Origin of the sequence: Glycomyces sp. MUSA5-2 (assembly GCF_037034145.1) — a bacterium.
Taxonomy (GTDB): Bacteria; Actinomycetota; Actinomycetes; order Mycobacteriales; family Micromonosporaceae; genus Glycomyces; species Glycomyces artemisiae.
This window is the reverse complement of the sequence record NZ_JBAGKG010000001.1, coordinates 105,370-129,007: the sequence shown is the minus strand read 5'-3', so window position 1 is coordinate 129,007 and position 23,638 is coordinate 105,370. Positions and strand designations below refer to the sequence as shown.

Genomic DNA, 23,638 nt, shown 5'->3' with positions numbered 1-23,638 from the left:
CCCGGGCAGGTCCAGATGCACAACCGTAGAGCCGTAGTCGTCGGCGCCGGCGTCGCCGGGCTCGCCAGCGCGATCGTGCTGTCGAAGCTCGGCTGGCGGGTGGCGCTGCTGGAGCGGCGCGAGCGCCTCAAGGGCGACGACCTCGGGATGATCCTGTGGGCCTCGGGCGTGCGTGCCCTGCGCGCGCTCGGGGTCGACGCGACCCTCGACGCCGCCGGGACCCCCGTGGACCGCTTCGAGATCCGCAACGAGGACCGCCTGTCCTCGTCGTTCGCCGGGGCCATGCTCGGCGCCGACGACGGCACCCCGTCCGTCATGGTCCACAACGCGATGCTCTACGAGGCGCTCGTGTCGCGCCTCGGCGACTCCGTCGAGGTCCACCCCGCGGTCCAGGTCGACCGGATCGACATGGTCGACCCCGCCGCGGGGGACAAGGCCCGCCGCTGGGACGCCGACCTCGTCGTCGCCGCCGACGGCATCGACTCCCCGACCCGCCCCCTCATCGCCCCCGGGTCGCCCACAGTGGACGCCGGAGTGGTGGTCTTCCGCGGCACCATCCCCGCCCATCGGGCTCCCGAGCGGGGCGCCGAGGCCGTCGAGATCTACGGCCCCGACCGCCGCCGCTTCGGCTACGGCGACCTCGGCCACGCCGGGGCCTGCTGGTGGGCCACGGTCCCCGGCGGGATGCGCCCGGAGTCCCCGCAGATCCAGCACGAGCTGATCAACCGGTGGTTCGCCGACTGGCCCTCGCCGGTCGGCAAGTACATCGCCGCCACCCGGCCCTCGGAGCTGACGCAGCAGTCCGTCCGCTACGTCTGGCCCGTGCCGTCCCGGCTCCACCAGAGCGCCGGGAACGGCGGCCTCGTCCTCATGGGCGACGCCGCGCACGGCGTCGCGCCCGTCCTCGCCCAGGGCGGCAGCCTCGCCCTCGAAGACGCCGTGACCCTCGGCTGGGCGCTGCGCCGCACCCCCGAGTCGATCCCCGACGCGCTCGCCTCCTACGACCGGGCCCGCCTGCCGCGCATCAAGCGCGTCGCGCGGCTCTCCCGCCGGGTCCACACGATCGCCTCGGGCGGGCGCGGCGTCACCCGCGGGCTCCTGCGCGCCGTCCCCGACTCGTGGGTGCAGAGCCAGGCCGCGTCCCTCGCCGACTGGCAGCCGCCCCGCTGAGCCGATAGGTTGGTGCCCATGGAGATCCGCGACGCCCGCCCCGAAGACTGGCCCGCCGTGTGGGCCTTCGCCCGGCCCGTGATCGAGTCCGGCGAGCACTTCGTGTGGGAGCCGGGCACCCCCGAGGACCGCCTGCGCGCCTACTGGATCGAGAAGGAGCCGCCCGCGAGCGCGCTCGTCGCCGAAGTGGACGGCCGCGTCGCCGGGATCGCCGAGATCCACCCGAACCAGCCCGGCCGCGGCGCGCACATCGCCAACGCGGGCTTCATGGTCGACCCGGCAGTGCGCGGCCGGGGCCTCGGCCGCGCCCTCGGCGAGGCCGCCCTGGCCCGCGCGAAGGCCGACGGGTTCGCCGCGATGCAGTTCAACGCCGTCGTCGCCACGAACACCGCCGCCGTCGAGCTGTGGCACTCCCTCGGGTTCCGCACGCTCGCGCTGCTGCCCGCGACGTTCCGGCACCCGTCGAAGGGCCTGGTCGACATGCACCTCATGTTCCGCGAGCTGTGACCGTCGCGGCCTCCGAGTAGCATCGCTCTCACCATGAACGAACTGCGCGAGTCGATTCGCTCCCTGGGAATCGCCGACCCCGAGACCGCGGTCGCCGTCCACGCCCTCACCGGGGCCGACCCCGTCCTGCTCCAGTCCCCGGCGCCGCTCCCGCAGCGCTTCGAGCAGGTCGACGGCTGGCTCATGCAGGGCTTCCTCTCGCCCGACACGCCGCACTTCGCGGCCGTCGACGGCGCCCCCGCCGCCGCGCTCGGGGAGGCCCCCGACGAGGCCGAGGACGCCGTCCTCTCACTCGTCGTGGTCCGCCCCCGCACCCTGTACGACCTGCGGACCGGCACCCGGCTGAGCGAGGCCGACCTGACCGCGCTCCTGCCGCGCCTCGAAGCGGCCGGGCTCATCGCCCCCGCCGCGAACCCCCTCGAACCGGACAATCCCTTCTGGACGTTCACGGACCGCTTGGCGCGCTTCCACTACGCGGTCCTTCGCCCGCACCTGGACCGGTGGCGCCGGGGCCGCATCGCGGAGCCGCTGTGGCGCCGCAACCGCGCCCGCTTCGACCGGTACGTCGGCCGCCCCGAGTTCCTGAACCTCACCCGCGAATGGGCCCGCGAGGTCACCGGCGCCGCGACGGCGACGCGCATCACCGTCCCCGACCCGCGGTTCCGCCAGATGCGGACCCTGGAGCTCGTCACCTGGGACGAGAAGGGCGAGGCGCTCGCGCTCGGGACCGTCCGGTGGCGGTTCCGCATGGTCGAACGCCAGCTCAAGCGCCTGCGCTACGTCAAGCGGCTCCTCGGCGACCCGCCCGTGCACCTGTACTGCGTGGCCTCGCGCTTCGAACCGGTCATCGCCGGGGACGAGGACCCGGGGCTGAGCGTCGTCACGTCCCCGGCGCTCCTCGCGACCGCCGGTGACGAGGTGTCCGAATCTGCACCTGACGGTGACTTACACCCCATTTCCCGGCTGGTGGGCGCGGAAACGCGGCGGGTAGGCTGAAGCAATTCTTCCCCGTACCCGGAATCATGAGGAGTGACGATGGCGGCAAGCGTGGACGCGGTAGTGGCGGGAGCCGGTGGGTTCATCGGCGGGCACCTGGTGGCGAGCCTCCTCGCCGAGGGCAAGACCGTCCGGGCCGTCGACGTGAAGCCCCTCGACGAGTGGTACCAGGTCCACGGCGAGACCGAGAACCTCCAGCGCGACCTCGCCGACCTCGCGAACTGCCGCGAGGCCGTCGGCGACGGCGCCGCCGAGGTCTACAACCTCGCGTGCAACATGGGCGGCATGGGCTTCATCGAGAACAACAAGGCCCTGTGCATGCTCTCGGTCCTGCCCTCGACGCACATGCTCATGGCGTCCAAGGACGCCGAGGTCGGGCGCTTCTTCTACTCCTCCTCCGCGTGCGTGTACGCCGGGTACAAGCAGACCGAGGCGAACATCGCGCCCCTGAAGGAGGAGGACGCCTACCCCGCGGACGCCGAGGACGGCTACGGCTGGGAGAAGCTGTTCTCCGAGCGCATGTGCCGCCACTTCCGCGAGGACTTCGGCCTCCAGACCCGCATCGCCCGCTACCACAACATCTACGGCCCCGAGGGCACGTGGGACGGCGGCCGCGAGAAGGCCCCCGCCGCGACCTGCCGGAAGATCGCCGTCGCGGCGCTCACCGGGCAGAAGGAAGTGGAGATCTGGGGCGACGGCGAGCAGACCCGCTCGTTCACGTACATCGACGACTGCGTCCACGGCACGAAGATGTTCACCCGCGGCGACGTCACCGAGCCGCTCAACCTCGGCTCCTCCGAGCTGACCACGATCAACAACCTGTACTACCTGGTCGCCGACATCGCCGGGATCGACATCGAGCTCAAGCACATCGACGGCCCCCTGGGCGTGCGCGGCCGCAACTCGGACAACACGCTCATCCAGAAGTACTACGGCTGGGAGCCCTCGATCTCCCTGCGCGAGGGCATGGCGAAGACCTACGCGTGGGTCTACGACCAGGTCAAGGCCAAGCTCGCCGCGTAATGGCAGCTGAGAAGGCACAGCCGAGGCTCCGCCGCGTCGACGTCCTCGGCGTCGGCGTCTCCACCGTCGACCAGGCCATGGCCCTCGACGAGGTCACCCGCTGGGTCGACGAGGGCGAGCGCCACTACGTGTGCGTCACCGGCGTCCACGGCGTCATGGAGTCCCAGCGGGACCCCGAGCTCCTCGCCATCCACAACGCCTCCGGGCTGACCACGCCCGACGGCATGCCGATGGTGTGGGCCGGGCACAAGGCCGGGGCCGACTGGATGGACCGCGTCTACGGGCCGGACCTGATGCTCAACGTCCTCGCCCGCGCCGCCGAGCGCGGCTGGTCCTCGTTCCTCTACGGCGGCAAGGACGGCGTCCCCGAGCTCCTCGCCGAGAAGCTCGCCGAGCGCATCCCCGGCGTCAAGTTCGCCGGGATGTACTCGCCGCCGTTCCGCCCCCTCACCGAGGAGGAGGACGAGGCGATCGTCAAGCGCATCAACGACTCCGGCGCCCAGCTCGTGTGGGTGGGCCTGTCCACCCCGAAGCAGGAGCGCTGGATGGCCGCCCACCGCGACCGCCTCAACGCCCCCGCCCTCTTCGGCGTCGGCGCCGCCTTCGACTTCCACGCCGGCCTCGTCCCGCAGGCCCCTCCGTGGATGCAGCGCAACGGCCTCGAATGGTTCTACCGGCTCACCAAGGAGCCGAAGCGCCTGTGGCGCAGGTACTTCCAGAACAACCCGGCCTACCTGCGCCAGATCCGCAAGCGCCCGCCGTTCCTGCGCGACTAGACGACACCTGATCGCCGTCCGGCCCGTCGAGGGCCGGGCGGCGATGTCGTATGGCGGCCATGTCGTACCCCCGTGTCAGGGTTTTGACCGGGGCCCAACGCACTCGGCGCCATGAGAGCTGCCCGCATTCAGGACGCCGCCGACACTGTCGTACCCCCGAGGCAGGGTTGAAACCGGGGGGCCCAGCGATGTCCGAATTGCCGGGACCCTCCGTTCACATTTCTCACCCGCCTGCTCGCCTGACCCTCCCGCACGGTCGGCGCTAGGCTGTGCCGCATGGTCGACAACATGCCGAAAGAGAGCGCCAAGGCGCCCCGCCACCCCCGCATCGCCGTCGTGTGGTCCGTCCTGTCGGCCGAGATCGAGCGCTTCGCCGCCGGGACCGGCGCGACCATGCGCATCCTCGACGTCGGCGGCGGCTCCGGCGGCTTCGCCGTGCCGCTCGCCGAGCTCGGCCACGACGTCACCGTCGTCGAGCCCAGCGCCAACGCCCTCGCCTCCCTGCGCCAGCGGGCCGCCGACGCGGGCGTCACCGACCGGCTCATCGCCGTCCAGGCCGACGCCGACGAGCTCCCCGACGTCGCCGAGCCCGCCTCCGCCGACCTCGTCCTGTGCCACAACGTCCTGGAGATGGTCGACTACCCCGACACCGCGCTCGACGCCCTCGCGAAGGTCTGCGCCCCCGGCGGCGCCGTCTCCGTACTCGTCGCCAACCGCATCGCCGCCGTCCTCGGCAAGGCCCTCTCCGGCCAGTTCGGGACCGCCCTCGACCTCCTCACCGACGTCGACGGCGTCGCCGAGGGCCGCGACACCCTCAAGCGCCGCTTCGAGACCGCCACGCTCACCGCGCTCGTCGGCGGCTCCGGGCTCGTCACCGAGCAGGTCCACGGTGTCGGCGTCGTCGGCGACCTCGTCCAGGTCCCCGAGAACGCCACCGGCGAGGCCCTGCGCGAGTTCGAGCTCGCCACCGCCGCCCGCGTCCCCTTCCGCGACATGGCCACCCGCATCCACCTGCTCGCCCGCAAGCCCATGCGCTGACCGGAGCCGCCGGGTCCTGCGCCTACGCTCAGCGACGTAGAGGCGATTACGCCGCCGGGACCACGCCGCCGCGGCACCGGGACCGTAGCCTTGAGCCTGTGACCACCACCAACGCGACCCGGCCCCGCCTCCCGGCCCCCGTCTTCGACATCGGCCTGGCGGTCCTCCTCGCGCTCCTCGCCTCCGGCGGGACCGTCGGCGCCAACGACGGCCACCGGCCCGAGCCCGTCGCGTTCGCGCTCATCTGGGCCATGGCCGCGTTCCTCGCGGTCCGCCGCCTCTCGCCCGAGGCCGCCCTCGCGGGCACCGTCGCGGGCCTCTCGGTCTACCTGTACCTCGACCTGCCGCAGGGTCCGGTGTTCATGCTCCCGGCCATCGCCGTGTTCTTCTACGCGTTCACCAGGTCCGTACGCGCCCTCTCGATCGCGCTCGGCGTCCTCTACGTCTACACGGTCGCCTTCCACCAGGCCGTCGAACCCGGCCGCAGCCTGTGGTTCATCGCCACCATCGCGCTCCTGTGGCTCGCGATCCCTGCCGTCGGCGGCCGCATCGCCCGCGAGGCCCGCCGCGCCCGGGCCCGCGAGCGCGAGGCCGAACGCGAGCGCTACCGCGCCGACGAGCGCGTCGAGATGGCCCGCGAGATCCACGACGTCGTCGGCCACTCCCTCGCCGTCGTCTCCATGAACGCCGGGGTCGCCCTCCACACCGCCGAGAAGCACGCGGGCACCCCCGAAGGCGTCGTCGAGAACCTCCGCGCCATCCGCGAGGCCTCCAACCTCGCCCTCCAGGACCTCCGCGCGACCCTCGCGCCCCTGCGCCGCGGCCAGGCTCCCGAACTGCGGCCCACCGGCGCGATCAGCGACATCGCCGCGCTCGTCGACGGCGTGCGCAAAGGCGGCCTGCCCGTCGAGTACCAGCTCACCGGCGACCCCGCCGCCGTCCCCGTGAACGTCGCCGCCACCGCCTACCGCGTCGTCCAGGAGTCCCTCACCAACGTCATCCGCCACTCCGGCGCGACGAAAGCCGTTGTCCAGATCGCCTGCGACCCCGAGGCCCTGCGCGTCCACATCCTCGACGACGGCCGCGGCGGCCCCCTCCACCCCGACCGGATGGGCCAGGGCGTCACCGGCATGATGGAGCGCGTCCAGGCCGGCGGCGGCGCGTTCACCGCCGCGCCGCGGCCGAGCGGCGGCTTCGCCGTGAAAGCCCACATCCCTTACGACCGTAAGGAAGCGCGATGATCGAACTCGTGATCGCCGACGACCAGAGCCTCATCAGGATGGCCCTGCGCAACCTCTACAAGGACGAGGACGACATCCACGTCGCCGCCGAGGCCGAGGACGGCCGCGAAGCCTGGGAGGTCATCCGCCGCATCAAGCCCGACGTCGCCCTCCTCGACATCCGCATGCCCGGCCTCGACGGCCTCGAAGTACTGCGCCGCATCGGGAAGGACCCGTCGCTGTCCGGCACCCGCGTCGTCATGATCACGACCTTCGAGATCGACGAGTACATCTTCGAGGCCCTCGCGGGCGGCGCCGCCGGGTTCATCATGAAGGACGCCCCGCCCGAGGACCTCCTGCGCGCCGTGCGCCTCGCCGCCGCCGGGGACTCCCTCCTCAGCCCCGACGTCACCCGCAAGGTGATCGACGCCTACGCCGAGCGCGGCACCGGCGGCGCCCGCCCCCACCCCAACCTCGGCGACCTCACCGAACGCGAGCAGGAGATCCTCCGCTGGGTCGCCACCGGCCTGCCCAACGACGAGATCGGCGAGCGCCTGTTCATCAGCCCCGCCACCGTCCGCACCCACGTGGGCAAGCTCCTCGCGAAGCTCGGCGCCCGCGACCGCGCCGGCCTCGTCGCCATCGCCTACCGCTCGGGCCTCGACATCCCCGAGACCTAGGGCCTGTCCTAGACGGTCCCCGCCCGTTCTCGTCCGCTCGCGCCGCCATTCCGGTATACCGGACCCGCTTGTGGCCGAAACGACACGAAACCGGCTAGCCTCTTGCCATGCCTTCGAGCCCGTACCTGGCGGACACCCGACCCGCCTACGGCACCGGCACCCTCGCCGATGTCATGCCCACCGCCCTTGCGGCCCTTGGGGTTCCGCAGCCAGCGGGCAGCGCCGCGGCCCTCCTGCGCGGCGGCGGCACCGGCGGCAGGGGCGGCGAACTCGACGGCATCCGCCGCATCGCCGTCCTCCTCCTTGACGGCTTCGGCTACCACCTCCTCGGCCAGGCCGCCCAGGCCAGCGCCACCGTCGGCGCCGTCCACCACGGCGAACTCGGCACCCTCACCCCCATCACCGCGACCGTCCCCTCCTCGACCCCCATCAGCCTCGCGTCCCTCGCCTGCGGCCTGCCGCCCGGTGAGCACGGCATCATCGGGTTCACCGTCCGCGTCCCCGACACCGGCGACCTGGTCACCCACATCCGCTGGGACGGCTCCAGCCCCGACCCCGAGGCCTGGCAGCCGGGCCCGACCGTATTCGAGCGCGCCAGCGCCGACGGCGTGGCCTGCACGATCGTCTCCAACGGCGCGTTCCGCGACACCGGCCTGACTCGCGCGATCTACCGCGGCGCCGACTGGCTCCCGGCGATCAGCCCCCGCGAGGTCGCCGAGGGAACGGTGGCCGCGCTGGCGCGCGCCGACCGGAGCCTCGTCTACGCCTACTTGCCGGACGTCGACACGGCCGGGCACTTCCACGGCATCGGCTCCCCGGACTGGCTCGAAGCGGTCGCCGAGGTCAGCGAGGCGATCGACGGCATCCTCACGGGCCTGCCGCGGGACGCGGCCCTGTTCGTGACGGCCGACCACGGCATGGTCAACGTGACCGACCGCCTCCACGTCGACCAGCGGCCCGACCTGCTCCAAGGCGTCGACGTCATCGGCGGCGACGGTCGCATGCGGTACCTGTACGCGCTGCCGGGCGCGGTCGAGGACGTGCGCGCCGCGTGGGCCGCCGCGGTGGGGGACCGCGCGGAGCTCATCGACCGCGACGAGGCCGTCGACCGCGGCTGGTTCGGCCCGAAGGTCACCGACGCGGCCCGAGAGCGCATCGGCGACCTGGTCGTGGCCTGCAAGGGCACGTTCGCGGTCGTCGGCGTCGAGGGCGAGCCGCCGCACGTCGCGCGCCTCATCGGCCAGCACGGCGGTCTCACCGCAGCGGAGATGGCCGTCCCGCTGTGGACCTACCGGGCCTGAGCGGACCGGAACTGTCGGTCCCGGTCGCTAGGCTTCGGTGGTGGCCAGCGACCTCACCCGTTTCATCGGCCCCGACCTGTCCGACGAGGGTTTGGGGATCATGCACGTCGACATGGACGCGTTTTTCGCGTCGGTGGAGGTCGCGCGCGACCCGTCGCTGCGCGGGAAGCCGGTGATCGTCGGCGGGCTCGGCCCGCGCGGGGTCGTCGCCGCCGCGTCGTACGAGGCCCGCAAGTTCGGGGTGCATTCGGCGCTGCCGATGGCGATCGCGCGCCGCCGCTGCCCGCACGGGGTGTTCATGACGCCCACGACCTCGTACGGGGAGGTGTCGCGGCAGATCATGGCGGTCTTCCGCGAGTACACGCCCCATGTGCAGCCGATCTCGGTCGACGAGGCGTTCCTCGACGTCGCCGGGGCCCGCCGCCTCATCGGCTCGCCCGTCCAGATCGCCCGCGCGATCCGCGAGCGCGTCCGCGCCGAGCACGGGATCACCTGCACCGTCGGGATCGCCTCCACGAAGTTCCTGTCGAAGCTCGCCTCGGAAGCGGTCAAACCGGACGGCCTCGGCGTCGTCCCGGTCGAGACGGAGCTGGAGTTCCTGCACCGGCTGCCGATCCGCGCTGTGTGGGGGATCGGCGAGAAGACCGCCGAGAAGCTCCAGCGCCTCGGCATGCGCACGGTGGGGGACCTGGCGCGACTCGACGTCGACAGTCTCGCCTCGTCCGTGGGCACGGCCAGCGCCGAACACCTGTACGCGCTTTCCCGGAACATCGACCCGCGGCCCGTGAGCCCCGAGCGCATCGAGAAGTCCATCAGCAACGAGACCACGTTCGGGCACGACGCGCCCGACGGCGCCGTGTGGGGGCCGGTGCTGCTGGAGCTGTCGCGGAAGGTCGCGTCGCGGGCGCGGGCGGCGGGCTGGGCCGGACGCGGGGTGACCGTGAAGATCCGGTTCGGGGACTTCCGCACCATCACGCGCTCGCGCATGCTCGCGGCGCCCACGGACGTGGGCCGGGAGATCTACGAGGCGGCCCGCGAGATGGCCGACGCGGCCGCGACGGCGCCGGTGCGGCTCATCGGCGTGAAGCTCGACCACCTTGTGGAGTCCGCCGCGGTCGGCCGCCAAGTGGCGCTCGGCGAGCCCGAACATGGTTGGCGCGACATCGAAACGGTGATGGACAAGGCGCGGGAGAAGTTCGGGAAGGGGGCCGTCGGGTCCGCGGGAAGGCTGGCGCGGCGTGACTCGCGTGTAGACACCCGCGACGCTGGGAACCCTGGCAGGTGAGCGCCGCCGCACCGGGGGTCCCCGCCTGGGGTTCCGAGGCCAGAACGCACCGATTCAAGGACGAACTGCCTTCCGCCTCGGGCGAAAGCCTCGTAGACTTGGACTATCAAGCACCGGGGCCTCGACAGGCTCCGTCGAGACTAGTGCAGGAGGAGTGTCGTGCCGCTCTCCGACCACGAGCAACGTCTGTTCGAGCAAATCGAGCAGTCCTTGTCTGAAGACCCGCAGTTCGCCAATGCGGTGCGCGCCCACGACCCGGCGCACGTGACCCGGCGCAGGCTCATCCTGGCCGGGGTCGTCACGGTCATCGGCATCGCCGCCGTCATCGGCACGGTGATCGCCGGCGGGAACGTCGCCAAGTGGGGCGCCCCGATCGGTGCGGTCCTCATGTTCGGCGGCCTCATCCTGGGCCTGTGGGCCCAGCGCCGCGGCACCAACGTGAAGCTCAAGGCCGTCGACGGCAAGGGCACCACGCGTTCGACCGGCGGCTCCAAGAACGCCAAGCCCGGCGGCTTCACCTCCCGCATGGAGGAGCGCTGGCGCCGCCGCCGCGACAACGGCGACATCTTCTGACCTGCATCCGATAAGCGCACGCGAGCGACGGGCCGCGCCTCAATGGCGGGCCCGTCTTCGCGTGCCCGGCCGGAGGCACGGCGATGCGCGGCGGTGCCGAACCGCCCCCGGTTTCAAGCGTGGCTTACAGGTATGACATTCGGTGAGGCGCGAGGGGCGCGAAGCGCGTTCGGCGGCAGCAAGCGGAACGGCCCGACGGGAGATCCCGTCGGGCCGTTCCGATGTTCGGCGGCAGCGCTGCGGCTAGCGGCCGCGGAGCATCGCGCGGCGGGCCGCACGGCCCTGGTTGACGCTGGTCGGGATGGGGCCCTTGGGGATGGCCATGCCGATGCCGAGGGCGTCGAGGCGCTTGGCGATGTGGTTGGCGTCCTTGGAGTCGATGTTCTTCGGGAGCTTCATGAGGCGCTTGCGGACCTCGGTCACCGAGAAGTCGTCGCCCGCGGCCTCGCCGACGAGGAACGTGTACACCGGCGTGGAGCCGACGACCCGCGAGATGCGCTTCTTCTCCTGGCCGAGGAGCTTGCGGGTCTTCGGCCCGCCCTCGCCCAGGAGCACCACGCCGGCCTTGCCGACCGCGCGGTGCACCATCTGGGTCTCCGAGAGGGCCGCGACGCCGGGCGTCACGGTCCAGCCGCGGATGCCGTCGATGAGCGCGTACGCCGCGCCCGGCTTGCCCACGGCCTCCGCGTTGACGACCTTGCTCGTGCGCATGTTCAGCACGATCAGGCCCGCCAGGAGCGCCACGAACAGGGCCGAGATGTACCACAGCAGCGAGAACCGCGCGAACACGACCAGCGCGGTCACGATGACGAACGGCAGCAGGATCGCGGCGGCCTCCAACGGCAGGAACAGCTTGTCCCGCTGGTTGGTGAACTTGATCGCCATCCCGATCGTCTTCAGGCGCGACCCGAACGTCTCTTTTTCCTGCTGCTTTGCCATGGACTCGATTCTACCGGCGTGTTACGCGAGCACTTCGCTGTGGGCTTCACTGCGAGCTTCGATCGCCTGTCGGTACAGGCGCCCGGCCCGGTACGAGGACCGCACCAGCGGGCCGCTCATGACGCCCGCGAAGCCGATCTCCTCGGCCTCGGCCGACAGCTCCACGAACTCCTCGGGCTTGACCCAGCGGTCCACCGGGTGGTGGCGCTTCGTCGGGCGCAGGTACTGCGTGATCGTGATGAGCTCGCACCCGGCCGCGTGCAGGTCCTTCAGGGCCTGCGAGATCTCCTCGCGGGTCTCGCCCATGCCGAGGATCAGGTTCGACTTCGTGACCAGGCCGGCCGCGCGGGCCTGCGTGATCACGTCGAGCGACCGCTCGTAGCGGAACGCGGGACGGATGCGCTTGAAGATCCGCGGCACGGTCTCCACGTTGTGCGCGAGCACCTCCGGACGCGAGGAGAACACCTCCGCGAGCTGGTCGGGCTCGGCGTTGAAGTCGGGGATGAGCAGCTCGACGCCGCACCCGGGGATCGCCGCGTGGATCTGGCGGACGGTCTCGGCGTAGAGCCACGCCCCGCCGTCGTCCAGGTCGTCGCGGGCCACGCCCGTGACCGTGGCGTACTTCAGGCCCATCGTCTTGACCGACTCGGCGACCTTCATCGGCTCCAGGCGGTCGAGCGGGCCGGGCTTGCCGGTGTCGATCTGGCAGAAGTCGCAGCGCCGCGTGCACTGGGAGCCGCCGATGAGGAACGTCGCCTCGCGGTCCTCCCAGCACTCGTAGATGTTGGGGCACCCGGCCTCCTGGCACACCGTGTGCAGCCCCTCGCTCTTGACGAGGCCCCGCAGCTCGGTGTACTCGGGTCCGGTCTTGGCCTTGACCTTGATCCAGGAGGGTTTCTTCTCGATCGGGGTCTGGGCGTTGCGCACTTCGAGGCGCAGCATCCGGCGTCCTTCAGGCTGTACGGAAGTCACCGCCCCAGCCTACGCCGCGACACCGCGCACCGGCAGGTGTCGCTCGGCACAGCGGCCCGCCGCGTCAAACGTAGGATGACGTCGCCGCTGGTGTAATCGACGCGGCACCGCCGGGGCGCACACCATGAGGGGACAGCAGTGGAACTCATTCACCAGGGCAAGGTCCGCGACGTCTACGCCGACCGCGGCGACCTGATCCTCGTCGCCTCCAACCGCGTCTCCGTCTACGACGTCATCCTCCCCACCGAGATCCCCGGCAAGGGCGCCCTCCTCACCGCCCTGAGCCTGTGGTGGTTCGAGCGCCTCGCCGACATCGTCCCCAACCACGTGGTCTCCGCCGACGACGTGCCCGCCGAGTTCGCCGGGCGCGCCGTCCGCGTCAAGCGCCTCGACATGGTCAAGGTCGAAGCGGTCGTCCGCGGCTACCTCACCGGGTCCGTCCTCAACGACTACCGCGCGACCGGCACCGTCAACGGCGTCGCCCTCCCCGCGGGCCTCGAAGACGGCTCGAAGCTCCCCGAGCCCGTCTACACCCCGACCACCAAGGCCGACGTCGGCGAGCACGATGCGCCCGAGACGTACGAGCAGACCGCCGCCCGCCTCGGCCCCGACCTCGCCGCCCGCGTCCGCGACCTCACCCTCGACGTGTACCGCCGCGGCGCCGAGATCGCCCTCGGCAAGGGCATCATCATCGCCGACACGAAACTGGAGTTCGGCCTCGACGAGGACGGCGTCCTGACCCTCGCCGACGAGGTCCTCACCTCCGACTCCTCCCGCTTCTGGGACGCGAAGGGCTGGAAGCCCGGCCAGACGCAGCCGTCCTTCGACAAGCAGTTCGTGCGCGACTGGGCCCGGTCCACCGGCTGGAAGCCCGACGACGCCGAGGCCCCCGAGATCCCCGCCGACATCGTCGAGGCCACCCGCGCGCGGTACATCGAGGCGTACGAGCTGCTCACCGGCCGGCGCTGGCAGTGACACGAACGTGAGAGGGGCGGGCGCCCACTAGCGCCCGCCCCCTTTTCCCTACGACCTGAACAAACCCTCGCCGACGAAGCCGCCGTCAGACGCGCCCGGCGGCACCGCGTACACGCCCGAGCCCTCCGCGGTGATGAACTCCGTGAGCCGGTCCCCGGCCGCCATCTTCTCCTGCGCGTCGATGAACACCTGCGGGTCGGCCTGGAACGACACGAACAGCAGGCCCGCGTCGTACGGGTGCTCGGCGTGCATGTGGCCGTCGAGGTGCCCGTCGTCGGCCGCGTCGGAGCTGACGTCGCCCTGGGTCAGGAACCCGTAGTCGTAGTTGAAGCCGCGCCGCACCATCGCCGCGTCGTGGACGACCGCCACATGCGCATCGGCCGGGACCGCGGGCAGGCCCGAGGCGTCCAGGACCTCGAAGTCCGGGTGGTCGAACTCGCCGCCGCCGCTCAGCGGCGCCCCCGAGTCCCGGTCCCGCCCGAACGTCAGGTTCTGGTCCTCCGCCGACAGCGCCGACCAGTCCGGCAGGCGCATCCGGATCTTGCGGAACACCTGGTACGTGCCGCCCTCGAACCACGACGGCTCCGAATCGACCGCCCACACCCGCTCGTCGAAGAGCGCGCCGCCCGCCTCCGGGTTCGCGCTGCCGTCCTTGAACCCCATGAGGTTCCGCGGCGTGCCGCCCGACGGCGCCGACGAGAACCCCTGCTGCACCCACAGGAGCGTCCCCAGGCCGACCGCGCGCTTGCGCAGCTCCAGGAACGCGCCCGACACCACCTGCTGGTCGTCGCCGCAGATCTGGAGCAGCAGGTCCCCGCCCGACCACGCCGGATTCAGCTTGTCGCCGTCGAACTCGGGCAGCTCCGCGAGCTTCGAGGGCCGCGCCGCCTCCAGGCCCGCTTTCGCGAACGCCGCCGGGCCGATCCCGAACGTCACCGTCAAACGCGCCGGATCCAGGCCAGCGGCGACCGCCTCCGCGTCGAACTGGTCCGGGCCGTCGACCGCGGCCTTCGGCGGGGCCTCGCCCGCCGCCAGCGCCGCGGCCGTCGCCGACCAGTCCCGAAGCAGCGCTTCGAGGTTCGCCGCGACCGCGGCCGCATCGAGCGCCTCGCCCGAGGCGAGGTCCGTCGCGGCCAGATCGAACGCCGCGAACAGCGCGTGCGCCTGCGCCGGGGTCGCGATCCCCGCCTGCCGCTCCCCGAAGAACGGCTCCACGGCCGATGCCTCGTGCTCGTGCCCGGCCTCGCCGTCGTCGTGGCTCCCGGACCCGAGCGCCTTCCCGACGCCCGCGCCGACCGCGGCCGCGAGGGTCGCCGTCGCCAGGGCCGTCCGCCGCGTCACCGACGGCTCGTCGTCGCCGTCCGCGGGCGGACGCTCGGCCCGCTTCCACAGCCCGACCGCGACATCCGCGATCACGAAGACCGCCAACGAGATCCCCAGCAGCGGGAAGAACCACCCGACGCCCGCCGCGACCGCGACGACCACCGCGATGAGCGGCCACGGCAGCCGCCGCAGGCCCCCGCGCGGGTACGGGCGGCCGACGAGCGCGCCGCGCGGGCGCCGCTGCCACCACATCCGGTAGCCCCACACGATTATGCACACCAGCGCGATCATCGCCGCCGCGAGCAGGATCTGGTTCGCCAGGCCGAACAGGAGGCCCATGTGGAGCGCGATCGCGACGTTCGTCGCCTGCGCCATCACCGGCCAGTCCGCGAACCGCAGCTCCTCCGTCACTTCCGGTGCGCCCGAAGCGGTGTCGACCACGACCTGGTCCTGCTGCAACGGCAGCGACCGCTGCTGGCCCGTCACCAGGTACTCCGAGCCCGACCCGGACGGCAGCGCGATCTGCACCGGCCCGGACATGCCCGCATCGAGCGCCGCAGCATAGACGCCGTCGAGGAGCGTCACCGCGAACACCGACGACCCGGAGGAACCCGAATGCTGGTGCTCCGCATGCGCATCAGAGCCGCCCTCGGCCACGGTGAGCGACGGCGTCGTCCAGTCCAGCGCCTCCCGCAGCTGTGAGACGTTCTCACCGGCGTACCGCGACCACGTCAGGCCCGTCACCGACAGGAACAGCAGCACGATCACGAGCCACAGGCCCACCGGGCCGTGCCACGCGAGCGTCCGCCCGCGGCCCCGGCCCTCCGGCTTCGGCCGCCAGAAACCGCCGTTCCTCCGTTTGCGGGCGATCCACAGGACCAGCCCGCCCAGCGCCACGACCCACAGCCACGACGCCGCCAGCTCCGAGTACAGCCGCCCCGGCTCGCCCAGGTGCAGGCTCCGGTGCAGGGTCGAGATCCACTCGCGCACCGGCCCGGCCTGCGACGAACCGTACGTCGTCGAGTCCCCGAGCACCTCCCCGGTGTACGGGTCCACGTAGACGATCGCGACCGCGCCGGACTCGCGGACCGCGCCGTCGTCGACGAGCACTCCCGTCGAGTCCCCGGCCTCCGCGGGCGGCCGCACCGCCGTCACCGTCCAGTCGGGATGCGCGGCCGAGACGGCCGCGACCTGGTCCGCGAGCGTCAACGGCTCGCCGCCGGGATCGACGGTCTTCAGATCTTGGTAGAGGTAGTCCTCCAACGGGTACGAGAGCGCGTACGCCAGCCCCGTCAGGGCCGACACGAGCAGGAACGGGGCGATCAATATGCCGGCGTAGAAATGCAGCCGGAGCAGCAGCTGCCGCAGGGCAGCCGGAATTCTGGACATGGTTCGCTTTCTGAGCGGCCCGGAGCGCACGCTGCGCCCAGGGCAGGGGGAAGCGCCGAACGGCGCTCGGGGACAACGGGAATCAGAAAGCGAACCGCGGCGGACCCCGCCGCGAGATGGCCGCCGCAGCGACCGGGGCCGGACGCGGCGTCCGCGTCCGCGGCGTGAACCACCGCGGCCGCACCGCGACCGGGGATTCGGCGGACGCCACGCGCACCAGGCGCGCGGCGAACAGCGTCAGCAGGTCGAGCAGCGCCGCCGTCGCGGCTTCACCGCGCGCGAGCCACGACGCCTGCGCCAGGGCCGCGGCGACGTGGACCAGCCACATCGACACGCCCGAGCCGTGCACGTGCGCCGTCTCGACCGCCCCGGCCTGGAACAGCTCGTGCAGGCCCCACTGGGCCGCGAGGCACAGCGGCGCGAGGACGAGGAAGCCGCGCTGGCGGCCTCCGGCGGCGTACGCGGCGGCGAAGACCAGCGCGAACGCGGCGGCCGACTGGAGCGGGCCGGGCGCGTGCCCGCCGCTCCACAGGTGCAGCAGGAGCGACGCCGAGCCGGAGACCGCTGCGAACACGGCGGCCCGCAGCGCTCGGATCGGAGTCCAGCTCATCTGCACGGCCGTATTGTGTCACGGGCCCGGACGCGCGGACGCCCCCGCGTCGGCCATCCGACACAGGGGCGTCTCTGCGGTCCGAGGATCAGGACCGCTTGCGGCCGTAGGTGAGGCGCCGCAGGAGCACCTCGAACGGCCCGCGCATCCCGGCCTTGTCCATGAGCACCGCGATGAGCACGGTGGCCGCCCAGGTGCCGAACGCGACCCCGAACGCCCCCAGGTACCCGAGGTCCTCGCCGAGGCCGATGCCCCATGCGGTGAGCAGCGGCGCCATGATGAACGACTGGAGCAGGTAGCTGGTGAGCGACCGCTCGCCGACCGCGGCGAGCGCCCCGGGGACGCCCTTGCGGCCGTAGTCGCGGAGCTTGTGCGCCAGGAGCGCGAACCCGCAGATGTAGCCGAGCCCGGCGTACATCCCGCCGAGGAGCTCCAGGTACACCGCCGCGCGCCACAGCGAGGTCGACGGCTCCCAGGCGCCGATCGCGATGAGCGCCACGGGGAGCGCGCTGAGGGCGCCCGTCGCCGCGCCGGTGAGGAACACCGTCTTCAGGCGCTTCAGGTGCTCCTCGGGGTGATTGAGCCAGCCCTTGCGCTGGAGCATCATGCCCGCGATGACGAGCGGGAAGAACGACCCGGTGACCACGATCGCGAGGGAGCCGAACGGCGAGGCGATCGCCCCGACCATCATCTGCTCCAGGTACGGGTGCAGCGAGGCGTCGCCGGGCTCGCCGCCCGCGCCGCCGGTGAAGAAGAACGCCATGATCGGGTTGCCGATGAGCACGACGTACGCGATGGAGCCCCACAGCCACTTCTTGAGCCCCTTGTCGGAGAGGTGCACCCAGAACAGTGCGATGAGGCCCATGACGCCGTAGGGGGCGAGGATGTCGCCCATGAACAGGAACGTCGCGTGCAGGAAGCCGAACGCGACGAGCCACCACGAGCGGCGGCGCAGGATCTTGCGGACTCCCTTGGGCTCCATGCCGCGCGCGAACATGCGCGAGGCCATGACGGCGATGCCGAAGCCGTAGAGGATCGCGAACATCGGGCGCGAGCGGTCGGCGATGAACAACTGCTCGACGAACAGCGCGATGTGGTCGGCGGCCGACTGGCCGGTGTTGTGGCCGTACTGGTCGACGCCCATGCCCCACAGGTGGATCGGGACGTTCGCGAGGGCGATGAACAGCAGCATGCCGCCGCGGGCGATGTCGGGCGCGAGCGACCGCTCGGCCTTGGTGATGGGCGCGGGCGGCCCGGCCTTGGGCGGATCGGCGGTCGCGTAGGGGGTGGCGGTCACGGTCGCTCCTTCAGGATCGGACGGACGGGTTTCCTGGTCTCCTCGCCGCGGTGGGGTCCGCGCCTGCTCAGTCTAGGAAAATCGTGTCCTTTTGACGGTAGTGCCAGCCCCCGTCCCCCGCTCCCGCCTGCGGTACCGTTCCTCCTCGTTCTGAGGAAGGATCGCGTTCGAGGAGCGTCGTACCTCGGTAGTATTTTTGACCCAGGGGACCCTCTTCATGTCCGGTTTGTGTTAGACGCTCCGCGACACTCCGAGACGCTCCCGAAATCGTGGACACGCAGCAGGGCCCCGCCGCTTTCGCGACGGGGCCCTGCTGTTCGCTTGCGTCCCTTAGGACTTCGTGCTGCGCCTCTGGTTCACTCCGCCTACGGCTTCGTGCTGCGCCTCTAGTTCACTCCGCCTACGGCTTCGTGAACAGGAGCGCGGCGTTGTGGCCGCCGAAGCCGAATGCCGTGTTGAGCGCGGCCTTCAGCTCCACCTTGCGGGCCTCGTTCGCGGCGACGTCGAGGTCCAGGGCCGGGTCGGGGTTCTCCAGGTTGATCGTCGGGGGGATGACGCCCTCGGTGATCGCCAGGATGGCCGCGATGGACTCGACCGCGCCCGCGCCGCCGAGCAGGTGCCCGGTCATCGACTTGGTCGCGGTGAGCACCACGTGGTCGCCGACCTCGCGCTTGATGCCCTTGACCTCCGCCATGTCGCCGACGGGCGTCGACGTGGCGTGCGCGTTGACGTGGCCGATCTCCTTCGGGTCGATGCCGGCCTGCTTGATCGCCGCGCGCATCGCCCGGCCCCCGCCCCGGCACTCCGGGTCGGGCTGGACGATGTCGTAGCCGTCGGAGGTCAGGCCGGAGCCCGCGACGACCGCGTAGATCTTCGCCCCGCGGGCCTCGGCGTGGTCGCGGCGCTCCAGGACCAGCGCGCCCGCGCCCTCGCCCATGACGAACCCGTCGCGGTCGCGGTCCCAGGGCCGGGAGGCGTGCTCGGGGTCGTCGTTGCGGGTCGACATGGCCTTCATCGAGGAGAACCCGGCCATCGGCAGGCCGCCGATGACCGCTTCGGCGCCGCCCGCGACGACCGCGTCGGCGCGGCCGGCGCGGATCATGTCGGCGGCCCAGGAGATCGCCTCGGCGGAGGTGGCGCACGCGCTGGTGGGGGCGTGCACGCCTGCCTTGGCGCCGAACTCCAGGCCGACGACCGCGGCGGGCCCGTTGGGCATGAGCATGGGCACGGTGAACGGGGAGACCTTCCGCGCGCCGCTCTCCTCCAGGATGTCGTCCTGGGCGAGGAGGGTGAGCGCGCCGCCGATCCCGGAGCCGAAGACGACCCCGAGCCGTTCCTTGTCGAGGTCGTCGGTCAGCCCCGCGTCGTCCCACGCCTGCTGAGCCGCGACGAGCGCGATCTGCTCGGAGCGGTCGAGCCGGCGCAGCCGGACCCGAGGCAGGACCTCGGACGGCTCCACCGCCAGCTCGGCGGCGATCCGGCACGGGAGTTCCTGCGCCCACTCGTGCTGGAGCAGGTGCACGCCGGAGCGACCGGCGACGAGTGCCTCCCAGGTCGACGCCACGTCCCCGCCGAGGGGAGTGGTCGCGCCGAGCCCGGTCACGACTACCTCAGTCACATTAACCCTTCTCGATGTAGGAGACGGCGTCGCCGACGGTCTTCAGGTTGGCGACCTCGTCGTCGGGGATCTTCACGCCGAACTTCTCTTCAGCGGCCACGACGACCTCGACCATGGCGAGCGAGTCGACGTCAAGGTCGTCGGTGAAGGACTTGCCGTCGGCGACATCGTCGGGGTTGACGCCCGCGACCTCTTCGAGAATGTCCGACAGGCCTTCGCGGATCTCGTCACGAGACAGAGCCATGAGTTAATTTCCTCTCGATAGTTACGGGCAGCGGATGACCTGCCCGGCGTAGGTGAGCCCGCCGCCGAATCCGAACAGGAGGATCGGGGCGCCGGAGGCCACCTTGCCACTTTGTACCAACTTCGACAGCGCCAGCGGCACCGACGCCGCGGAGGTGTTGCCGGAGTAGACGATGTCCTCGGCGACGACGCAGTCGTCGCTGAAGTCCAGCCGCTTGGCGATGCCCTGGATGATCCGCAGGTTCGCCTGGTGCGGCACGAAGGCCGCGAGCTCGGAGATCTTCACGTCGGCCCGCTCGGCGACCTTCTCGATGAGCGGCGCGAGCTGGGTGGTGGCCCAGCGGAAGACGGTCTGCCCGGCCTGCTTGATGAACGGGACGTCCTCCTCGATGCGGATGACGTCGCTCATCGACGGCTCCGAGCCCCACACGACCGGGCTGATCGCCAGCGCCGGGTCGTCGGTGCCCTCGACCACGACCGCGCCCGCGCCGTCGCCGAACAGGACGCACGAGGTGCGGTCCTCCCAGTCGGTGACCGCGGTGAGCTTCTCGGCGCCGATGACGATGGCGCGGGTGGCGCTGCCGGTGCGGATCGCCATGTCGGCCTGGGCGAGCGCGTACTCGAAGCCGGAGCAGGCGGTGTTGACGTCGATCGCCGCGGGGGCGCCGATGCCGAGCGCGTCGGAGACGCGGCAGGCGGTGTTGGGGCAGACGTCCTTGGCGGAGACCGTGGCGACGATGACCATGTCGATGTCGGCGGCGGTGAGGCCGGCGTTCTCCAGGGCCTGCCGGGCGGCGTGGATCGCCATGTCGGCGACCTTCTCGTCGTCGGCGGCGATGCGGCGCTCCTTGATGCCGACGCGCGAGACGATCCACTCATCGTTGGTGTCGACGATCTTGGCGAGGTCCTCGTTGGTGAGGATCTTCTCGGGCTGGTAGTGCCCGACGCTGACGACGCGTGTTCCGTTGACGCTCACTCGGCTCCTTCGTTCCCTGCGAGGGCGGCGGCGGCCGCGAGGTCTGCGGGGGTGTTGACGTTGAGTCGTTCCACGCCCGTGAGCGCCCGCTTGGCCAGCCCGGTGAGCGTGCCCGCCGGCGGCAGTTCCACGACCGCCGTGACGCCCAGTTCTCCAAGCGTACTCATGCAGGCGTCCCATCGGACGGGTGAGGTGACCTGGGCCACCAGTTGCTGCAAGGCGGCGGCGCCGGAGGTCACGGGCCTGCCGTCGCGGTTCGACAGGAGGGTGCGGACCGGGTCGGCGGTGGGGATCTCGGCGGCGAGCGCTTCGAGGGCCTCCTGCGCGGGCGCCATGTGCGGGGTGTGGAACGCCCCGGCGACCTTGAGGGCGATGACCCGGGCCTTCTCGGGCGGGCTCGCGGTGAGCTTCTCGATGGCGGCGACGGGGCCGGCGGCGACGATCTGCCCGGCGCCGTTGCGGTTCGCGGGCCAGGCGCCCGCGGCCTCGATGCGGTCGAGGACTTCCTCCTCGACGCCGCCGAGGACGGCGGCCATGGTGGTCGGCTCGATGCTGCACGCGGCGGCCATCTCGCGGCCGCGGACGGCGGCGAGGCGGACGGCGGCCTCGGGGGTGAGGACCCCGGCGATGGCGAGCGCGGTGAGCTCGCCGACGGAGTGCCCGGCGACGGCGTCGAACACGTCGAGCGGGAGGGATTCGGCGGCGATCAGTCCGGCGGCGACCAGCAGCGGCTGCGTGTTGGCGGTGTCGGTGATCTCGGCCTGGTCGGCCTCGGTGCCGAGGCGCACGAGGTCGAGGCCGATGAGGTCCGACCAGTCGCGGAGCTTCGCCGCGGCGGCGGGGTCGGCCTCGATCCACGGTGTCAGGAACCCGGGCTTCTGGGAGCCCTGCCCAGGGGCGAGAATGGCAAGCACACTAGAACTTTCGCATCGGCGGCATGGGATCCGGGAGCACTCAGAGGACTGAAAGCCCGGTCGGTTCTTGTAGGGAATCTACAACACTCGTTGTCAACTGCGAGGACGCCGGGTCGCCGGGGAGTTCTCCAGGCGGCCTATGGTCAACCCCACACGGAGCACGAACGCCTCATGCGGATCGGTGGGGGAGAAACCGGTCACCTCCTGGATGCGGCGGAGGCGGTACCGGACGGTGTTCGGGTGCACGTACAGCTCGCGCGCGGTGCCTTCGAGGACGCCGCCGGAGGAGATGAACGCGTCCATGGTCTCCAGCAGCTCGCCCCCGGCGCGGCGCAGCGTCATGAACACGCCTTCGCGCAGGCCCCGGCGGGCGGCCTCGTCCCCGGCGATGGCCCGCTCGGGGAGCAGCTGGGTCGCGGTGACGGGGCGGGGCGCGTCGGGCCAGGCGGGGGCGGCGCGGTGCCCGGCGACGGCCGCGAGCGCCGACGCGGACGCGTCGGCGAGGCCGGTCACGGTGGGGCCCACGACGATCGGGCCCTCGCCGAACTGCCCGGTGAGCTTCTCGACGATCTCGACGGGTTCGGCGACGCCGCCGAGGAGGAGCACGAGGCGGGCGCCGTGGACGCCCGCGAGGATGTCGAGCCCGAGCCGCCGGGCGGCCCGCTGCACCGAGTGGAGGACGAGCGTGGCCTCGCCGCCGGGGGTGGCGCCGCAGACGACGGTGATCGTCTGGGTCTCGGACCAGCCGAGCGCGGCGGCGCGGCTGATGAGCTCGTCGGGGTTGTCGCCGCGCAGGAGCGCGTCGACGAGCATCGCCTGGAGGCGGGCGTCCCACGCGCCGCGGGTCTCGGCGGCGCGGGCGTACACGCGGGCGGCCGCGAACGCGATCTCGCGGCTGAAGCGCAGCACCGACTCGCGCAGCTGGTCGTCCTCGCCGTCGGCGGCGAGCTGGGGGACCTGCTCTTCGACGACGTCGATGACGACCTGGATGAGGGCGACGGTGTGCTGGAGGGAGATGGCGCGCGCGAGTTCGAGCGGCGCGGCCTCGAACACCATGTCGGAGGTGCCGAGGTCGTCGCCGGAGGAGCGCAGCCACTCCAGGAACTGACGGACGCCGGCCTGGGCCACCAGGGTCACCATCGAGCGCTGCTCGGCGGGGAGGTCGCGGAACCAGGGGAGGCGTTCGTCCATCCGGGTGAGCGACTGGGTCGTCAGCGCCGACGAGGAGCGTTCGATGTTCTGAATGGTCGTGGCCAGGTCCATGCCCTATAGCCTGCCAGACGTGGCGCGCGCCGCGCACCGACGTCGGACGGAATACCACCGGCGCCACTACTGTTGCCCGGGAGAGGACGAAATCACCCGAGACAGAGAGGCGGTCCTATGGCCACCGTTGAACTGACCAAGGACAACTTCGAGGAGACCGTCACCGGCAACGGCATCGTGCTGGTCGACTGGTGGGCCGACTGGTGCGGGCCGTGCAAGATGTTCGCTCCGACCTTCGAGGCGTCCAGCGAGCAGCACCCCGACGTCGTCTTCGGGAAGATCGACACCGAGGACCAGCAGCAGCTGTCCGCCGAGGCCGGGATCCAGTCGATCCCCACCCTCATGGCGTTCCGCGACGGCATCCTCCTCTACAGCCAGCCGGGCGCGCTGCCGCCGGCCGCGCTGGAGGAGATCATCGGCAAGGTCAAGGAGCTCGACATGGACGCCGTCCGCGCCGAGATCGAGAAGGAGGAGGCCGAGGAGGCCTAATCCCGGAGACCGATTGAGGGCGAGCGCGTTTCGGACGCGCTCGCCCTCTTTTGTCCGTCCA

Annotated in this window: 22 protein-coding genes and 1 pseudogene; 13 read left to right on the top strand and 10 right to left on the bottom strand. The window is 71.8% G+C overall.

The window, feature by feature from the left end:
- Positions 1 to 15 precede the first annotated feature (15 nt).
- From WA640_RS00630 to WA640_RS00580, 11 genes are all read left to right on the top strand, one after another.
- Positions 16 to 1,170, top strand: coding sequence for an FAD-dependent oxidoreductase (locus tag WA640_RS00630; RefSeq protein ID WP_335985610.1), 1,155 nt, complete (start codon positions 16 to 18; stop codon positions 1,168 to 1,170).
- An 18-nt stretch (positions 1,171 to 1,188) separates the two neighbouring features.
- Positions 1,189 to 1,677 (top strand): GNAT family N-acetyltransferase, encoded by a 489-nt coding sequence (locus WA640_RS00625; protein WP_335985609.1) that lies wholly within the window; start codon positions 1,189 to 1,191, stop codon positions 1,675 to 1,677.
- A gap of 33 nt (positions 1,678 to 1,710) precedes the next feature.
- A complete protein-coding gene (locus WA640_RS00620; RefSeq protein WP_335985608.1) occupies positions 1,711 to 2,673 on the top strand; it encodes a hypothetical protein in 963 nt (320 codons plus the stop codon).
- A 39-nt stretch (positions 2,674 to 2,712) separates the two neighbouring features.
- Positions 2,713 to 3,696 carry an NAD-dependent epimerase/dehydratase family protein gene (locus WA640_RS00615; protein WP_335985607.1) on the top strand — a complete coding sequence of 328 codons (984 nt, stop codon included), beginning with the start codon at positions 2,713 to 2,715 and terminating at the stop codon, positions 3,694 to 3,696.
- Complete coding sequence (locus WA640_RS00610) at positions 3,696 to 4,472, top strand: WecB/TagA/CpsF family glycosyltransferase (protein WP_106362327.1); 777 nt, start codon at positions 3,696 to 3,698, stop codon at positions 4,470 to 4,472. The genes WA640_RS00615 and WA640_RS00610 overlap by 1 nt, the downstream gene beginning before the upstream one ends.
- Positions 4,473 to 4,748: 276 nt before the next feature.
- Positions 4,749 to 5,510, top strand: a complete 762-nt coding sequence (locus WA640_RS00605; RefSeq protein ID WP_335985606.1) for a class I SAM-dependent methyltransferase — start codon at positions 4,749 to 4,751, stop codon at positions 5,508 to 5,510.
- 98 nt (positions 5,511 to 5,608) lie between these two features.
- A complete protein-coding gene (locus WA640_RS00600) occupies positions 5,609 to 6,751 on the top strand; it encodes a sensor histidine kinase (RefSeq protein WP_335985605.1) in 1,143 nt (380 codons plus the stop codon).
- Positions 6,748 to 7,410: a response regulator gene (locus WA640_RS00595; RefSeq protein ID WP_106362329.1), complete on the top strand. Its 663-nt coding sequence runs from the start codon at positions 6,748 to 6,750 to the stop codon at positions 7,408 to 7,410. Before WA640_RS00600 ends, WA640_RS00595 begins: the two co-directional genes overlap by 4 nt.
- Positions 7,411 to 7,517: 107 nt before the next feature.
- The gene (locus tag WA640_RS00590) at positions 7,518 to 8,711 is read left to right on the top strand and encodes an alkaline phosphatase family protein (RefSeq protein ID WP_335985604.1); all 1,194 of its coding nucleotides are present in this window, start codon (positions 7,518 to 7,520) and stop codon (positions 8,709 to 8,711) included.
- Between the two features lie 100 nt (positions 8,712 to 8,811).
- Positions 8,812 to 9,996 carry a DNA polymerase IV gene (gene dinB, locus WA640_RS00585; RefSeq protein WP_442904668.1) on the top strand — a complete coding sequence of 395 codons (1,185 nt, stop codon included), beginning with the start codon at positions 8,812 to 8,814 and terminating at the stop codon, positions 9,994 to 9,996.
- Positions 9,997 to 10,155: 159 nt separating this feature from the next.
- Entirely contained in the window at positions 10,156 to 10,569 is a 414-nt protein-coding gene (locus WA640_RS00580; RefSeq protein ID WP_106362331.1) for a DUF3040 domain-containing protein, read from the top strand.
- Positions 10,570 to 10,812: 243 nt separating this feature from the next.
- On the opposite strand, the gene WA640_RS00575 is transcribed toward WA640_RS00580, so the two are convergent.
- Positions 10,813 to 11,508, bottom strand: a complete 696-nt coding sequence (locus WA640_RS00575) for a DUF4191 family protein (protein ID WP_106362332.1) — start codon at positions 11,506 to 11,508, stop codon at positions 10,813 to 10,815.
- A 21-nt stretch (positions 11,509 to 11,529) separates the two neighbouring features.
- The gene (lipA, locus tag WA640_RS00570; RefSeq protein WP_442904667.1) at positions 11,530 to 12,450 is read right to left on the bottom strand and encodes a lipoyl synthase; all 921 of its coding nucleotides are present in this window, start codon (positions 12,448 to 12,450) and stop codon (positions 11,530 to 11,532) included.
- Between the two features lie 168 nt (positions 12,451 to 12,618).
- On the opposite strand from lipA, the gene WA640_RS00565 reads away from it, so the two are divergent.
- The gene (locus WA640_RS00565) at positions 12,619 to 13,455 is read left to right on the top strand and encodes a phosphoribosylaminoimidazolesuccinocarboxamide synthase (protein WP_335985601.1); all 837 of its coding nucleotides are present in this window, start codon (positions 12,619 to 12,621) and stop codon (positions 13,453 to 13,455) included.
- 48 nt (positions 13,456 to 13,503) lie between these two features.
- On the opposite strand, the gene WA640_RS00560 is transcribed toward WA640_RS00565, so the two are convergent.
- The 8 genes and pseudogenes from WA640_RS00560 to WA640_RS00525 all read right to left on the bottom strand — a co-directional run bounded on the left by WA640_RS00560 (position 13,504) and on the right by WA640_RS00525 (position 23,088).
- Complete coding sequence (locus WA640_RS00560; protein WP_335985600.1) at positions 13,504 to 16,167, bottom strand: Dyp-type peroxidase; 2,664 nt, start codon at positions 16,165 to 16,167, stop codon at positions 13,504 to 13,506.
- An 82-nt stretch (positions 16,168 to 16,249) separates the two neighbouring features.
- A complete protein-coding gene (locus WA640_RS00555) occupies positions 16,250 to 16,783 on the bottom strand; it encodes a hypothetical protein (RefSeq protein WP_335985599.1) in 534 nt (177 codons plus the stop codon).
- 82 nt (positions 16,784 to 16,865) lie between these two features.
- Positions 16,866 to 18,074, bottom strand: coding sequence for a DUF418 domain-containing protein (locus WA640_RS00550; RefSeq protein WP_335985598.1), 1,209 nt, complete (start codon positions 18,072 to 18,074; stop codon positions 16,866 to 16,868).
- A 400-nt stretch (positions 18,075 to 18,474) separates the two neighbouring features.
- Positions 18,475 to 19,692, bottom strand: a complete 1,218-nt coding sequence (gene fabF / locus WA640_RS00545) for a beta-ketoacyl-ACP synthase II (protein ID WP_335985597.1) — start codon at positions 19,690 to 19,692, stop codon at positions 18,475 to 18,477.
- A gap of 1 nt (position 19,693) precedes the next feature.
- On the bottom strand, positions 19,694 to 19,930 hold the full coding sequence (locus tag WA640_RS00540) for an acyl carrier protein (RefSeq protein ID WP_030159099.1): 237 nt from the start codon (positions 19,928 to 19,930) through the stop codon (positions 19,694 to 19,696).
- 27 nt (positions 19,931 to 19,957) lie between these two features.
- Entirely contained in the window at positions 19,958 to 20,911 is a 954-nt protein-coding gene (locus tag WA640_RS00535) for a beta-ketoacyl-ACP synthase III (protein WP_335985596.1), read from the bottom strand.
- Positions 20,912 to 20,931: 20 nt separating this feature from the next.
- Positions 20,932 to 21,825: pseudogene (locus tag WA640_RS00530) on the bottom strand (ACP S-malonyltransferase); the annotation flags it as partial.
- A gap of 93 nt (positions 21,826 to 21,918) precedes the next feature.
- Positions 21,919 to 23,088: a PucR family transcriptional regulator gene (locus WA640_RS00525; RefSeq protein WP_106362342.1), complete on the bottom strand. Its 1,170-nt coding sequence runs from the start codon at positions 23,086 to 23,088 to the stop codon at positions 21,919 to 21,921.
- A gap of 117 nt (positions 23,089 to 23,205) precedes the next feature.
- Between WA640_RS00525 and trxA the strand changes: the two genes are divergently transcribed.
- Complete coding sequence (trxA, locus tag WA640_RS00520) at positions 23,206 to 23,577, top strand: thioredoxin (protein WP_106362343.1); 372 nt, start codon at positions 23,206 to 23,208, stop codon at positions 23,575 to 23,577.
- Positions 23,578 to 23,638: the final 61 nt, after the last annotated feature.